The organism is Microbulbifer maximicatervae (SeqCode), assembly GCF_052467325.1.
The window spans coordinates 5,218,932-5,233,229 of sequence record NZ_CP174310.1 but is presented as its reverse complement, the minus strand read 5'-3'; the positions used below and the strand labels follow the sequence as shown (position 1 = coordinate 5,233,229).

Genomic DNA, 14,298 nt, shown 5'->3' with positions numbered 1-14,298 from the left:
TCGCAACACTTTCTTTTGCAAGCCTTGAAAAAATTCATTTTCAAGGCTCAAGCCCTCACATCGGAAGACTTAAATAATGGCGGAGAGAGAGGGATTCGAACCCTCGATGAGTGTTAACCCATACGCCCTTAGCAGGGGCGCGCCTTCAGCCACTCGGCCATCTCTCCTTTTAAGCCGCAGCGGAAGCTCCGCCTTCAGGCCACCTCCGAAGAGGTCTTTCGCGTCGCTGAACCTGTTTGGTTGCTCGCTGAAAGTGGGCGGCATAATACCAACGGCTCGGCAAAAAGCAATGGGGAATCAATAACTTTTTGCACTTTTTTGTCTTCTCGAACAGGAAATGGGCAAGACGCTCAAAAAAAAGACTTTTCCGCCAAAGTAGCCGGTGAAAATATCTACAGTGCAAAATAAAAAAGGCCGGGAAGCCGGCCTTTTTTAGGGAGCTGTTTCACTACTCGTTGCCACCCTCCTCGGAGGACTGCTTTTCACGCTGAATGCGCTGATAAATCTCTTCACGGTGCACAGCAACTTCTTTAGGGGCATTGACACCAATGCGCACCTGATTGCCTTTCACCCCCAGCACGGTAACCGTGACATTGTCGCCAACCATCAGCGTTTCGCCAATTCGGCGGGTTAAAATCAACATTACCTACTTCTCCTTGATCATCCTGTGATTAAGAGCAGCCGGCATTCCCCTGGAACTGCTCTTATTTGGTCATCATAACCGGATGGCGGTACACAAAGGCTAAAAACTACCCTTCACACTCTTCAGTATTGACCAGTCGAACAAAATCTCAACAGGTTGGAAGCTACGTCGAGCAACTGAATTGTAATGTGTTGTTTTTCCTGCCAGCTAACCGGTTAAAAAATCTCGTTATCTTTCTTTGTCTGAAAGTTCAAATTCGCTATGCAGCGCCCGAACAGCAAGCTCCAAATAGCGTTCATCAATAATCACCGAGATCTTAATTTCCGAAGTGGTGATCATTTGAATATTGATATTGTCTTCACCCAAAGCGCTAAACATACGACTTGCCACATTTGCATGTGAACGCATACCTACGCCAACTATAGAAACTTTGGCGATCTTGTCGTCTGTGATCACCTCTCGGGCACCAAGTTCCGCAGAAACTCGCTCCAATACATCTCGAGCCTTGCCAATATCATTGCGGTGAACAGTAAAAGTGAAGTCGGTCGTACCGTCGATAGCGCTGATATTTTGAACAATAACGTCAACTTCAATATTTTCAGCACCAACTGGAGCCAAAATTCGGCATGCAACCCCAGGGGTATCGGGCACTCCACGGATTGTCAGCTTTGCTTCATCGCGGTTAAATGCGATACCGGATACAACGGGCTGTTCCATATCGTTATCTTCCTCATCCAGGCTAATCAAGGTTCCGTTACCCTCTTCAAAAGTTGAGAGCACGCGCAAGGGAACCTTATACTTACCAGCGAACTCTACGGCGCGAATCTGCAGGACCTTGGAGCCGAGGCTGGCCATTTCCAGCATCTCTTCAAATGTGATTCGATCCAGTCTGCGTGCACTATCGACCACTCGAGGGTCGGTGGTGTAGACCCCGTCCACGTCGGTATAAATCTGGCACTCGGTAGCATCTAACGCCGCAGCTAATGCCACACCCGTCGTATCAGACCCTCCGCGTCCCAGCGTGGTGATATTGCCGTCGTCATCCACTCCCTGGAAACCAGCTACAACAATGACCTTGCCTTCATTGAGATCGGTGCGCATTCGCTCCACATCGATACTTTGAATGCGAGCTTTGGTATGAGCATTGTCCGTAAGAATTTTTACCTGCCCACCAGTGTAGGAACAGGCGTCATAACCACGCTTCTTCAGGGCCATACTCAAAAGGGCAATTGTGACTTGCTCTCCCGTGGAAACCAGAACATCCAACTCTCTGGGATCTGGCTTTTCCTGGATTTGATAAGCGAGATCAATCAGACGATTAGTTTCACCACTCATGGCAGACAAAACGACAACCATGTCATGTCCCTGAGCGCGAAACGCGGCGACTTTATCGGCCACAGCTTCAATTCGCTCAATGGAGCCAACTGAAGTCCCGCCATACTTCTGCACGAACAAACTCATAACTTACTGTGTTTCCTTAGCTCCACAATAAGTACGCTTCCTGCCCAACTCGTGCAGGCGCGCACTTAATCACCAAACCTCTGCGAAATCAACTCAACTACGAATTCAGACCACTAATTTGACAAAACTTAACTAGTTTAAGGATTGCTCAATCCAATTTGGCACTTCTTTCAGCATATTAGGGAGTGCGGACACATCGGTTCCACCACCCTGGGCCATATCTTTTCGACCGCCACCCTTGCCGCCCAGCTTCCCGGCAGCAAAGCGCATAAGGTCACCCGCAGAAAGCCGATCTGTCAGGTCTTGAGTAACTGCGGCAACCAAAGCCACCTTTTCATCGCCCGGAGCCGCCAGCAACACTACGCCGCTGCCCAGCTTGTTCTTCATTTGATCCGCCAGATCTCTCAGTGATTTGGGGTCAGCTCCGTCAATAGAGGTTGCCAGCAACTTAAAGCCCGCCAGCTCAATGGCCTGAGCGGAAAGATCTCCGCCAGCACCACTGGCCAACTTGGTTTTTAACTGGGCAATCTCTTTTTCCAGTTTTCGGTTGTTAAGCAGCAACTGTTCAACTTTGTCAGCCAAGGAGTCCGGACGCGCCTTAAGCAGAGTCGCTACATGCTCCAGACGCTGCTGTGCCTGATCAAACAGAGACATTGCGTGAGCGCCAGTAACCGCTTCGATTCGACGTTGGCCGGAAGCAATACCGCTTTCCCCAACAACGCGAATCAAACCGATATCACCGGTACGCTTCACGTGAGTACCGCCACACAACTCAACGGAAAAAGCCTTGTCATCGGTTTTGCCCATGGAAAGTACACGCACAGTATCGCCGTACTTTTCGCCGAACAGGGCCATAGCGCCCATCGCTTTTGCAGACTCAATATCGGTTTCGTGAGTTTCAACTGGAGTATTTGCGCGAATTTGACTATTAACCAGGGATTCAATCGCATGTAACTGCTTTGCTGTTACGGCTTCTGGGTGGGAGAAGTCAAAGCGCAGGCGCTCGGAGTCCACCAGGGAGCCCTTCTGGGTGACATGCTCTCCCAGCACTTTGCGCAAGGCGGCGTGTAATAGATGGGTTGCGGAGTGATTCAGGGCGGTGGATTGACGAACATCTGCAGATACGACTGCCTCAAGGGTTTCGCCCACAGCGATGCCCCCGTTCAACACCTTACCAGTATGCAAATGATGCGCACTCTGCTTGGTGCAATCGCGCACTTCAAAGCGGGCATCACCGGAACTCAAATAGCCACTATCACCTACCTGACCACCGGACTCTGCATAGAAGGGTGTCCGATCCAGAACAATTGCACCCTCTTCACCTTCTTCCAAGCGTTCAACCTGCTCACCACCTTTGACGATGGCCAACACTTTGCCTGCTGCCTCGGTCGCGTTGTAACCGAGAAACTCTGTAGCCCCTTCCAGTTCGAGGACATCGGTATAGTCCTGTTTAAATTTACCGGCAGCGCGAGCTCTCTGACGCTGGGCTTCCATAGCAGCTTCATACCCATCCATATCCAGGGATAGATCGCGCTCACGGGCAATATCCTGGGTTAGGTCTGTTGGGAAGCCGTAAGTATCATGCAGAGTAAATACCAACTCACCGGGGATCTCACTGCCTTCGAGGGACGCCAGGGCATCCTCTAGCAGCGCCATTCCCTTATCCAGAGTCTTCGCAAACTGTTCTTCCTCTTTGCGCAGCGCATTCTCAATCACCTGCTGCTTTTCACGCAGCTCCGGGTATGCGTCACCCATCTGCTCGGCGAGCGCTTCTACCAGCTTGTAGAAGAAGATGTCTTTGTGCCCAAGCTTGTGGCCATGGCGCACTGCGCGGCGAATAATGCGGCGAAGTACAAATCCACGGCCTTCGTTGGAAGGCATTACGCCATCGGCAATCAGGAATGAACAAGAGCGGATATGGTCAGCGATCACTCGCAGGGATTTCTCTTCCAGGTCGCTGCAGCCAACCACTTCCCCCGCCGCTTTCAGCAGCGCTTGGAACAAGTCAATTTCATAATTGGAGTGTACTCCCTGCATTACGGCGGCAATACGCTCCAGCCCCATACCGGTATCCACTGAGGGTTTGGGCAGTGGGTGCAGCTCACCATCAGCGGTGCGCTCATACTGCATAAATACCAGGTTCCAAATCTCAATATAGCGATCGAGATCGTCATTATCGGAACCGGGAGGGCCGCCGGGCACATCGGCACCGTGATCGTAGAAAATCTCAGAACTTGGACCGCAGGGACCAGTGTCACCCATCTGCCAGAAGTTATCCTCGTCGAGACGGGAGAAGCGCTCGGCACTCACTCCCATTTCCTTCAGCCAAATATCAGCGGCTTCATCATCGCTGATATGTACGGTTACCCAGAGACGTTCTTCCGGCAAGTTCAATACTTTGGTCAGGAACTCCCAGGCAAAGCGAATCGCTTCGCGCTTGAAGTAGTCGCCGAAGCTAAAGTTACCGAGCATTTCAAAAAACGTGTGGTGCCGTGCGGTGTAACCGACATTTTCAAGGTCGTTATGCTTGCCTCCTGCACGTACACAGCGCTGTGAACTGGTGGCGCGATTGTAGGAACGCTTTTCCTGCCCCAGGAAGGTGTCCTTAAACTGCACCATGCCGGCATTGGTGAATAACAGCGTCGGGTCATTGCCCGGAACCAGGGAGCTGGAGGGCACAATAGCATGGCCCTGCTCAGCAAAATAATTCAGAAAGGCGTCGCGAATCTGTGCGCTTTTCATCCGGCGTAATTCCACTTCGTTAGTTGAGTTTTATTTGATTGGCGTCAGTGACACGGTGTCACTTCTGTTCCACTACTGTGCCAGCCCCTGTTCGGGCATTCTTTTTTGGGCAAGCAGGTGAACATGCAGGTGAAATACGGTTTGACCTGCGCTTCGACCGTTATTAACTACCAGTCGATAGCCCTCGAGTCCCAGCTTGCGCCCCAATTCTGTCGCCACCCACATTAGGTGGCCGAGCAAGGGTTTATCCTCAGCCTGAGCAACGGATAAATTCACGAGGGGTTAGCGTGGGATAATGAGGAGATGGGTCGGCGCTTGTGGCGCGCGATCCTCAATAACGACACATTGGTCGTCCTCGTAGATCATCTCAGCAGGGATATCTCCCGAGATAATTTGACTGAAAACGCTGGGTTCACCCATTGGTTTACTTTTCCAGCTTTTCCTCGGCTGTCAGCTGCCGCGCTTCAGATTCCAGCATTACCGGTATCCCGTCCCGCACTGGATACGCCAGGCCGCTGGCCTTGCAGACCAACTCCTGAGATTCCTCCCGGTATTCAAGCGGCGCTTTACTCACCGGGCATACCAACAGGCTCAGCAACTTTTTATCCATGTTCCACCCCACTATTTCCCCTCGGTAATACTTCCGAGGGACAAAAATGACCGCGTATCATACAATGCTTCATACGCTTTTACACGGTATTCGCCATAGCTTCTGCTACGCCACCTGCTGGCTTTGCGCTTTTTTACCCTTATATGACAGAAGCAGTCTCTACTGAAACAGAATTGAGATGGCTAAGTAACAGCTCCCGGGCTAAACGTCCCTCCTCTATTTCATTAAATACCTCGTGGTAAGACCTTGAGAAACAGTGCAACTGCTTGTTTTTTGACCCCATCTGTCCAAACCACTTGCGACTGAGTTCCACATCGACAATACGGTCTGATTCCGGCAATAGCAGAAGGCAAGACATGGATATCCCATCCAACCGGCCAGATAAAAACTCCCGCTCCTGCAAAAAAGTCTTGAACCAGCGTAGAGAGATGCTGTGATGCACCAGTTCATCACCGGCATACCGCTTGACCACATCCGGGCTGCGACATATCCACTGGCTATTTACCTGATTGGAAAGAGCTAACCCCGGAAGCCAGCGAGCCCAAAATAGCGCGAGCCATAACAGAAGACCTTTTGGCTCACTTTTACCGCGAAAGCCCGGTGCGGAAAGGTTTAAACTGTCGACAGATTTATATCGAATAGCACAGCCACAGGCGATAACAGCTCCCATACTGTGGCCAAGAAGATGCATCCCAAGTCCGGGGTTTCCACTTTTTACCAAGGCGATAAATTCATTTAGATCCTCACTATAAAGTGCAAAATCCTCAATATCCCCGCGCTTCCCATCCGATAAACCGTGGCCATAATGGTCTAGGGCATAGACACTGTACCCTGCTCGATTGAGGTCCTCCGCCAGCTCACTGTAACGTCCGCTGTGCTCTCCCAACCCGTGGGATATAACTACTACACCCACAGCTTCTTCCACCCACCAGCGCCGGTAATACAGCGTCACTCCCCTGGTGACAAACTCCATTGCAATCTCCTTATTGATTATTATTTTGCTCGCTACTTGCTATTCCAGGGTTTCGCGGTACCTGCCCAGCATGGCCAAATGATTCATGCGGGACCGTTTAAGTAGCGCTTCCTGGGCTGCTTCAACATTCTCCGGGCGCCCTTGCCAAGCAGCGAGTGCTGGCTCTTGTAGTGCGCGCCCATAGGAAAAGCTCAACTGCCAGGGGCCACCACCCTGCTGATTCATTGCATTGAGATTGGCCGTGGCCTCTTCTGGTCCCTGCCCCCCGGAAAGAAAATTAATCCCCGGCACTGCTGCGGGGACCATTCGCCGCAAGCTGCGCAGGGTGTATTCGGCCACCTGCTCAGGATCAGCCGTTTCCGCCTCCGCACCCGGGGTTACCATACTGGGCTTGAGCAACATCAGTTCCAGTATTACCCCGTGCTGGTGGAGTGCGTGGAACACAGAGTGCCAAACCCGCTCATTTACCGCCGCACTGCGCTCTATATCGTGCTCACCGTCCATCAGAACCTCTGGCTCCACAATAGGAACCACCCCTTCGGCCTGGCATACCGCTGCATAGCGGGCCAACATCTCAGCATTTGCGGTAAGCCCCAGGCGCGTGGGGTTGTGATGGCCTATAGGATAGACTTCACGCCACTTGGCGAAGCGAGCTCCTTGCTTTTTATATTGCTGCAAGCGCTCAGACAACCCGTCCAGCCCGTAGGTGATCATATCCCCAGGCGCTCCAGGCAGAGGGCCCTTGCCCTTATCCACCTTAATACCCGGCACTATCCCCTGTGACGCTGCCACTTCCGGCAAGGGCTGACCCTCGGCATCTTTTTGCCCCAGAGTTTCCTCGAACAAAATAACGCCACTGACACATTCACCTAACCCCTTACAGGACAGCAGCGCAGCACGGTAGTCGCGCCGGTTTTTCTCAGTGGAATCCACTCCAATCGTGGCAAAGCGCTTGGCAATAGTGCCGCCACTCTCATCGGCAGCCAGGATACCCCTTTGACCATCGACCAAAGTTGCTACAGTTTCCTCCAGCATATCGATATGTGACATCTCTACCCCTCCCTTAGGTTATTACGCTAAGAGGATAGGCGGTCCAGCCTAAAAAGCTTTACAGGCTTTTACCGCCCTCCGCCAACCAGCCAACAACTGCTCCCTCTCCGCCTGAGTCATTGCCGGCATAAAGTCCCGTTCAATTTCTTGCAAACACTCCGGTAATTCCCTTGGTCGCCAGATCCCACTGCCAATACCAGCCAGCAACGCAGCACCAATAGCCGTCGATTCAATCTGCTGGGGCCGTTCAACACGCAAAGAGGAAATATCCGCCTGGAATTGCATCAGGAAATTATTCGCGCAAGCACCCCCATCCACACGCATATGGGTAATCGGCAAGCCCAGGGCCTGCTCCATCAAGCGGGCCAATTCATCACTCTGGTAAGCTATAGATTCCAAAGTGGCACGCACCACCTCAGCTCGACCAGCCCCCCGACTCAATCCGCAAATAGTCCCCCGTGCCGATGGGTCCCAGTGCGGCGCACCCAGTCCACTAAATGCAGGCACAAGATAAACGCCGCGGGTATGAGGAATACTCTGGGCGATAATTTCGGTATCCACCGCCTGCTGGATCATTCCCATCTCGTCCCGCAGCCACTGTATAGCGGAGCCCGCTGTGAAAACTGAACCTTCTACGGCATAGGCCGGATTACCCTGGGCATCACAGGCCACTGTAGCCAGCAACCCCTGGGGTAGCTCCGGGCGATCCTCGCCGGCAAAAGCCAGCATAAAGCAGCCGGTTCCATAGGTGTTTTTTATACTACCGGGCTCGGTACAACCCTGGCCAAACAGTGCTGCCTGCTGATCCCCGGCAACACCACAAATCGGAGCCGATGTGCCGAGAAAAGCGTGGGGGTCTGTATCGGTAAAGTGGCCAGCCGACGGTAGAATTCTGGGAAGAATGGATTCAGGGCACTGGAAAAAATCCAGCAGCTCACTATCCCAGGCTTTATCTTTTATGTTGTACAGGAGGGTACGACTGGCATTGGTGTGATCGGTGAGATGGGCTTTGCCACCGCTCATTTTCCAGATCAACCAGCTATCTACGGTACCGAAACACAGGTCGCCATTTTGAGCTCGGGTTAGTAAATCCGGGTTGCGGCGGAACAGCCAAGTCAACTTACTTGCGGAAAAGTAAGCATCCAGCAATAGGCCACTGCGCTCTCGCAACCAACCAGACCTGCCGAGTTCCGCCAACTCCCGGCATACCTCTGCCGAGCGCCGGCACTGCCACACAATCGCAGGAAAAACCGGCTCACCGGTATACCTATCCCAGACGATCGTGGTCTCACGCTGGTTGGTAATTCCCACCGCGGTGATATCCGATGCGCGAACACCTGCGCGCTGGAGTGCTGCGGCACAGACTCGGAGAGTTACCGACCAAATCTCTTCCGCATCCTGCTCAACCCAGCCAGGCTGGGGATAACGATTGGGAATTTCCGAGTAACTGCGACCAATCAGGTGGCCCTTACTATCGAAGATAAAGGCTGTGGTACCGGTGGTGCCCTGGTCAATAGACAGGATCATAAAGTTCTCGCGCTTATTCTTTTAGTCTCTTTCTGTACCTGAAAATACGGCCGAAACCTATCGACCAGTCATTCAGGCTGTAGTCAGAGTATAAGCCCGATTAATTGCCGTCCAGCGCCCAGCTAATCGCATCCGTGGGGAAGCCCCGGTAAGCCAGGTATCGCTGGCGCCGCGCTCGCTCCTTCATCCACTGATCCCGTGGAAGCTCTGCGCTCATAGGGACCCGGTATTTTCTCTGAAGCATTTCCGCAGCTAACTCAAACCAATCCACTTCCAACTGATCCAGCGCCTGGGCAATTAGTTCACCGCGTACGCCGCGCTGCTGTAGCTCCTGGCGAATACGCATCGGCCCCTGACCGCGCTGGACACGGGAGCAGGCAAAAACTTCGGCAAAGCGTTGATCGGATTGATAGTTGAGTTCGTGTAGGCGCTCAAATAGCGTGTCGAAATCGGCGCTGGGGAATTTTGCCGCAAGCTTTTGCCTCAATTCATGGCGGGAGTGCTCGCGGCGGGTCAACAGCTCAAGCGCCGCGCTGAAAAGCGCTTGAGCTGGATCAACGGAAAAATCCGCTTTTGAGTACGGCATTTACTCTTCCGGTAATTCCGCAGCCTCTTCAGGGGTCGCAGGCACTAAATCACCGAGCAGCTGCGCACGCAACTGGCCTTCAATCTCGTTGCGAATATCGGGGTTATCGCGCAGGAACTTGGTAGCGTTCGCCTTGCCCTGGCCAATTTTGTCACCCTTGTAGCTGTACCAGGCTCCGGCTTTATCCACCAGCCCCATCTTCACGCCGTAATCGACGACCTCACCAATCATGTTAATGCCTTCGCCATACATGATCTGGAACTCGGTCTGCTTAAACGGAGGAGCGACCTTGTTCTTAACCACCTTCACTCGGGTTTCGTTACCCACCACCTCATCGCCATCTTTAACGGAACCGATACGACGGATATCCAAGCGCACAGAAGAGTAGAACTTGAGGGCATTACCACCAGTAGTGGTTTCAGGGCTGCCGAACATAACACCGATCTTCATGCGAATCTGGTTAATGAAGATCGCCAGGGTGTTGGTGTTCTTGATATTACCAGTGAGCTTACGTAGAGCCTGGGACATCAAACGAGCCTGCAAGCCCACGTGGGAATCACCCATCTCACCTTCGATCTCAGCGCGCGGGGTCAGGGCCGCAACGGAGTCTACTACCAGCACATCAACGGCACCGGAGCGCACCAGCATATCGGCCACTTCCAGCGCCTGCTCACCGGTATCCGGCTGGGATACGATCAGCTCATCGACGTTAACACCCAGTTTTTCAGCGTAGATAGGGTCGAGGGCGTGCTCAGCATCCACGAAAGCACAAGTGCCACCCTTGCGCTGGGCCTCGGCAATCACCTGCAAGGTGAGGGTGGTTTTACCGGAAGATTCTGGCCCATAGATTTCAACGATACGGCCACGCGGCAAGCCGCCTATACCCAGGGCCACATCCAAGCCGAGGGAGCCGGTGGAGATCGCAGGAATACGCTCGCGCTCCTTGTCTCCCATACGCATCACAGTGCCTTTACCAAACTGACGTTCAATCTGAGATAGCGCCGCTTTTAATGCCTTGTCTTTATTGGAATCCATGACCATTCCCGTATTTCTGAGCTGAATTGAGTGGTGGCAAGCTTAACGAAGGATTACTGTATAGGCAACCAGTAATTCCTCATACTGAGTACCAGCTTCAGGCTGAGCGAGCCTCGCTTCAAAAAGAAGTCTGAAGCCGGGGTAAACGAACAAAGATTGACCCGGCGGACAAGTTCAAACCGGGTGCTCACGGACAATCCTTAACATTCCCTTCAGCGCCTCAACGACCGTCTGCGATTGTACCTCTGCCCGGTTACCACTGAACAGAAAACACTTCGCATCAATCTGCACTGGCTCTTGCCCCTCCGCATGGGCCCAGGCGATCCAAACCGTACCTACCGGTTTCTCAGCAGTGCCGCCATCAGGCCCCGCGATACCACTGACCGCAACCGCGAGATTGGCATCCATCATCGCCAGAACCCCACAAGCCATCTGCCGAGCAACCGGTTCACTCACTGCCCCAAACCGCTTGAGATCATCGCTGTCGACACCCAGAACACCGTTCTTGATACGATTCGCATAGCTCACGATCGATCCATCGAACCAATTAGAAGCACCTGCTATAGAGGTAATAGCCGCCGCAATCGCACCACCGGTGCAAGATTCTGCCGACGTCACACGCCAATCTCTCTTTTCCAGCTCCCCGCCCAACTCTCTGGCAAGCTCAGTTATCTCTCTGTATTCCACCGTTTCTTCCTATTCAACCGCTCCTGGGCCACAACCGAATATTACAGCACAGAAGTGGGCTCTTATTCTGGGTGCCGACCTGCAGCAAGCTTACAAATTCAATTTTAAGTAAGCTGCCCCATACCGAATATACAACCGCCCCTCAGTGGTGAAGCCACAACCCCTTTAAAAACTCAATCCACGCCGGCTGCACACCGGCGCCGACACCAAAAGATAAATCTCACGCTGTCGAAGCGCTCGCAAGCGGCGGCAGCACTCTAGAAAATAAAACTACCTATGGGAACCAGGTTGCCAATTCTAATTTCCGCCGCCGGCCCACCTTCAAATTAGAATTTAAATTTTAAAAGGGGTCTTAAATCAGCAAATAATTTCAGGCGGGCAATCCAATAAGCAACAACAAATTTAAAAATAAAAACGTAAACAATGTAAAAACACATTAATACGCACTGGCTGTCCCCAATTTCAAAGAAAAAAATTTTGCATATGCGACAAGTTGGACCAGTCTTACGATAAAAAGCCCGGACTTTCTCTATGCAACAATCGGCTTTTTGTTAGTCTGTTACTGCTGTACTGAATATATAAATATCAAAATAAAAAGCAGATAAGTCCCCAAGCCCAACAAACATTAATCATCGTGGCAGATCACCGCCATTATAAAAACACAATGAAGTTGGCACCCCATAGATAATTAAAGAAAGACAAAATCATGAATTTGAAAAAATCAGCGATCACGGCTGCTGTTGTAGGCGCCTGTGTGTCCTCACTTGCCAATTCAAAAACTTTGGTCTGGGAAGATAATTTCGACGGCGACAGTATTGACAAGTCCGTTTGGACTTACGATGTGGGCAACTCAGGCTGGGGTAACAATGAGCTGCAAACCTACACCGATGATAGCGCCAATGCCTATGTCGAAGATGGCAACCTTATTATTCAAGCACTGCAAAACGACGACGGCAGTTTTACTTCTGCCCGCCTGAAATCCCTGGGTCGTATGACTTATAAATACGGCACCATTGAAGCCCGCATTAAATTACCCGACCTGGATGCCGGATTGTGGCCCGCCTTCTGGCAGCTGGGTGGCGACTACGGCCAAGTGGGCTGGCCCGCTTGCGGCGAACTGGATATTCTTGAGGCAGGCATGGCAGATGCGCTCAACGCCGGCACGGTCAACTCAGAGGTTTCTGGCGCTTTTCATTGGCAGTATGAATCCGATGAAGGTATAAACTACACAGCGGACTACGGCCTATCAAAAAATCTAGTTGACGATTTCGGCCTCAGCACAGACCTTACCGAGGACTACCATATTTTCGGCATGACCTGGACCCCGGACAGCATCACTATGTGGGTCGACGACGAAGCCAATGAAGTCATCAGCTTCAACACTGAACCCGAGGATAGACCCGAGACGCTAGATGAATTCCGCCAGCACAACTTCCTGATTCTAAACCTGGCGGTAGGTGGCAAATTCCCGGGGATTTATGCCAATAGCGACGTCACTGCCCCCATGCCCGCCAAAATGTATGTGGACTATGTTCGCATCTACGATAACGACGACAGCAGCTACAGCACAGAAATCTCCCTGGCTGAAGACACCGCCAAAACAGGTGATATCGGCGTATTTTCCGAGGGCAGCAACCTCTCCGAATCCCTGGAGCTTGGCACCGATACCGAGCTGTATGTCTGGAACCAAAACAGCATGTCAGCTACTGTCAGCGCCGAAGCTGCCGAGGGTGATGAGGCCCTGGAGTTTGATATTACCGCTGGTGAATGGTTCGGCATGGGCTTCTGGATGCACTATGACCTAAACCTAATGAACTACGAAAACGGTCATCTCAATTTCAAAATGAAAACCACCAGCAGCCAGACTATCGGCATTGGTATTTCCAGTACTGGTGGCGGAGATGCCTGGGTAGATCTGGTGGATGGTGATGATACCTACGGCCTGGAGCGCGATGGCGAATGGCATCAGGTCAGTATCCCCCTAAGCAAACTGGGAGTGGACTTCAACACTATCAGTCAGGCGTTTATGATTCGAGGTGATGCCGCCTCTGAAGATTTTGTTCTGTCCATTGACGATATCTACTTTAGCGAAAGTGTTGAAAAAACAGCCCCGACCGGTGTCTTTTCTCTCTACACCGAAACTACAGAGGCCAACTCAACTTTCACACTGGGAACTGATGGCAACCTGTATATTTGGGGCGATACCCTGCTGGAGGCCACTCAAACCCCATTCGAAGGTGAAGAGTCCCTCTCCTATTACTCCTCCGGGGCCGGCTGGTTTGGAATGGCATTTACTGCCGACAGCTACTACGATCTATCCGCCTTCGATAATGATACTGCAACGCTGAATTTCGCCCTGAAAACCAGCTCAGAAACCACCTTTAAAATTGGCATGAAGAGCGGTAGCGTCAGCGATATTGGGCAGCAGTGGATTGAATTTGCCAACGGCTCTGATCCTTACGAATTCGCGCGGGATGGCGAGTGGCACCAGGTATCAATCCCCGTTACTGATTTCAGTAGCGAGGTAGATATGTCAAATGTTATCCAGTTATTTGAGCTACTGGGTGTTGATGGAGATATCAGCGATATTGAGATTGACGACATCTATTTCTCTGGCGGAAGCTCAGACAGCGATAGCAATGGCAACTGCCGTCCTCACTCTCACAAGTGCCACTCTCATCATAAAGGGCACAACCATCGCCATAGAGACTGCAACCCACCCGCACGATGCGCACAGGGACCTCGCAGAAACTAAAAGTACAAGGGCGCTGCCAAATAGCAGCGCCCCTTTCTTTATTACACCACTCAATCTTTTTCACCAATATCAAAACCTGCCTTATTTGCCGACAGATATTACCTTTTAGGATATGACCCGGCGTAAGACAAAGCATAAAAACAATAAATCCAGATTAAATCGCTTACAATTTTATTCAATGCAGTAGGGCCGGAAAAAGAATTTCCACACAAAATATTTGCGAACAAAA

Annotated in this window: 11 protein-coding genes, 1 tRNA gene and 1 pseudogene; 1 reads left to right on the top strand and 12 read right to left on the bottom strand. The window is 51.8% G+C overall.

Annotated features, from left to right (window positions below; genetic code table 11):
- Positions 1-77: 77 nt before the first annotated feature.
- The 12 genes and pseudogenes from ACJJIE_RS23240 to ACJJIE_RS23185 form a co-directional block, all read right to left on the bottom strand.
- A tRNA-Ser gene (locus ACJJIE_RS23240) sits at positions 78-167 on the bottom strand.
- Positions 168-448: 281 nt separating this feature from the next.
- Positions 449-643, bottom strand: a complete 195-nt coding sequence (gene csrA / locus ACJJIE_RS23235) for a carbon storage regulator CsrA (RefSeq protein WP_091391203.1) — start codon at positions 641-643, stop codon at positions 449-451.
- Between the two features lie 228 nt (positions 644-871).
- Positions 872-2,104, bottom strand: a complete 1,233-nt coding sequence (locus ACJJIE_RS23230; RefSeq protein ID WP_282933747.1) for an aspartate kinase — start codon at positions 2,102-2,104, stop codon at positions 872-874.
- 132 nt (positions 2,105-2,236) lie between these two features.
- Entirely contained in the window at positions 2,237-4,846 is a 2,610-nt protein-coding gene (gene alaS, locus ACJJIE_RS23225) for an alanine--tRNA ligase (protein ID WP_282933748.1), read from the bottom strand.
- Between the two features lie 72 nt (positions 4,847-4,918).
- Positions 4,919-5,266: pseudogene (locus ACJJIE_RS23220) on the bottom strand (histidine triad nucleotide-binding protein).
- Positions 5,267-5,270: 4 nt separating this feature from the next.
- Positions 5,271-5,456, bottom strand: coding sequence for a Trm112 family protein (locus ACJJIE_RS23215; protein ID WP_444893129.1), 186 nt, complete (start codon positions 5,454-5,456; stop codon positions 5,271-5,273).
- A 139-nt stretch (positions 5,457-5,595) separates the two neighbouring features.
- Entirely contained in the window at positions 5,596-6,429 is an 834-nt protein-coding gene (locus tag ACJJIE_RS23210) for an alpha/beta hydrolase (RefSeq protein ID WP_444893128.1), read from the bottom strand.
- Between the two features lie 39 nt (positions 6,430-6,468).
- Positions 6,469-7,479: a class I fructose-bisphosphate aldolase gene (locus ACJJIE_RS23205; protein WP_444893127.1), complete on the bottom strand. Its 1,011-nt coding sequence runs from the start codon at positions 7,477-7,479 to the stop codon at positions 6,469-6,471.
- Between the two features lie 48 nt (positions 7,480-7,527).
- A complete protein-coding gene (gene glpK / locus ACJJIE_RS23200; RefSeq protein WP_444893126.1) occupies positions 7,528-9,006 on the bottom strand; it encodes a glycerol kinase GlpK in 1,479 nt (492 codons plus the stop codon).
- A 100-nt stretch (positions 9,007-9,106) separates the two neighbouring features.
- A complete protein-coding gene (locus ACJJIE_RS23195; protein ID WP_444893125.1) occupies positions 9,107-9,592 on the bottom strand; it encodes a regulatory protein RecX in 486 nt (161 codons plus the stop codon).
- Positions 9,593-10,627 (bottom strand): recombinase RecA, encoded by a 1,035-nt coding sequence (gene recA / locus ACJJIE_RS23190; protein WP_282933754.1) that lies wholly within the window; start codon positions 10,625-10,627, stop codon positions 9,593-9,595.
- A 174-nt stretch (positions 10,628-10,801) separates the two neighbouring features.
- On the bottom strand, positions 10,802-11,314 hold the full coding sequence (locus tag ACJJIE_RS23185; protein WP_282933755.1) for a CinA family protein: 513 nt from the start codon (positions 11,312-11,314) through the stop codon (positions 10,802-10,804).
- A 706-nt stretch (positions 11,315-12,020) separates the two neighbouring features.
- Between ACJJIE_RS23185 and ACJJIE_RS23180 the strand changes: the two genes are divergently transcribed.
- Complete coding sequence (locus ACJJIE_RS23180) at positions 12,021-14,069, top strand: glycoside hydrolase family 16 protein (RefSeq protein WP_444893124.1); 2,049 nt, start codon at positions 12,021-12,023, stop codon at positions 14,067-14,069.
- Positions 14,070-14,298: the final 229 nt, after the last annotated feature.

Bases quoted from the DNA above. Each gene is read 5' to 3' on its own strand.
- alaS (WP_282933748.1), bottom strand. From the start codon at position 4,846: ATGAAAAGCGCACAGATTCGCGACGCCTTTCTGAATTATTTTGCTGAG.
- ACJJIE_RS23205 (WP_444893127.1), bottom strand. From the start codon at position 7,479: ATGTCACATATCGATATGCTGGAGGAAACTGTAGCAACTTTGGTCGAT.
- ACJJIE_RS23180 (WP_444893124.1), top strand. From the start codon at position 12,021: ATGAATTTGAAAAAATCAGCGATCACGGCTGCTGTTGTAGGCGCCTGT.
- glpK (WP_444893126.1), bottom strand. From the start codon at position 9,006: ATGATCCTGTCTATTGACCAGGGCACCACCGGTACCACAGCCTTTATC.
- ACJJIE_RS23195 (WP_444893125.1), bottom strand. From the start codon at position 9,592: ATGCCGTACTCAAAAGCGGATTTTTCCGTTGATCCAGCTCAAGCGCTT.
- ACJJIE_RS23210 (WP_444893128.1), bottom strand. From the start codon at position 6,429: ATGGAGTTTGTCACCAGGGGAGTGACGCTGTATTACCGGCGCTGGTGG.
- ACJJIE_RS23215 (WP_444893129.1), bottom strand. From the start codon at position 5,456: ATGGATAAAAAGTTGCTGAGCCTGTTGGTATGCCCGGTGAGTAAAGCG.
- recA (WP_282933754.1), bottom strand. From the start codon at position 10,627: ATGGATTCCAATAAAGACAAGGCATTAAAAGCGGCGCTATCTCAGATT.
- csrA (WP_091391203.1), bottom strand. From the start codon at position 643: ATGTTGATTTTAACCCGCCGAATTGGCGAAACGCTGATGGTTGGCGAC.
- ACJJIE_RS23230 (WP_282933747.1), bottom strand. From the start codon at position 2,104: ATGAGTTTGTTCGTGCAGAAGTATGGCGGGACTTCAGTTGGCTCCATT.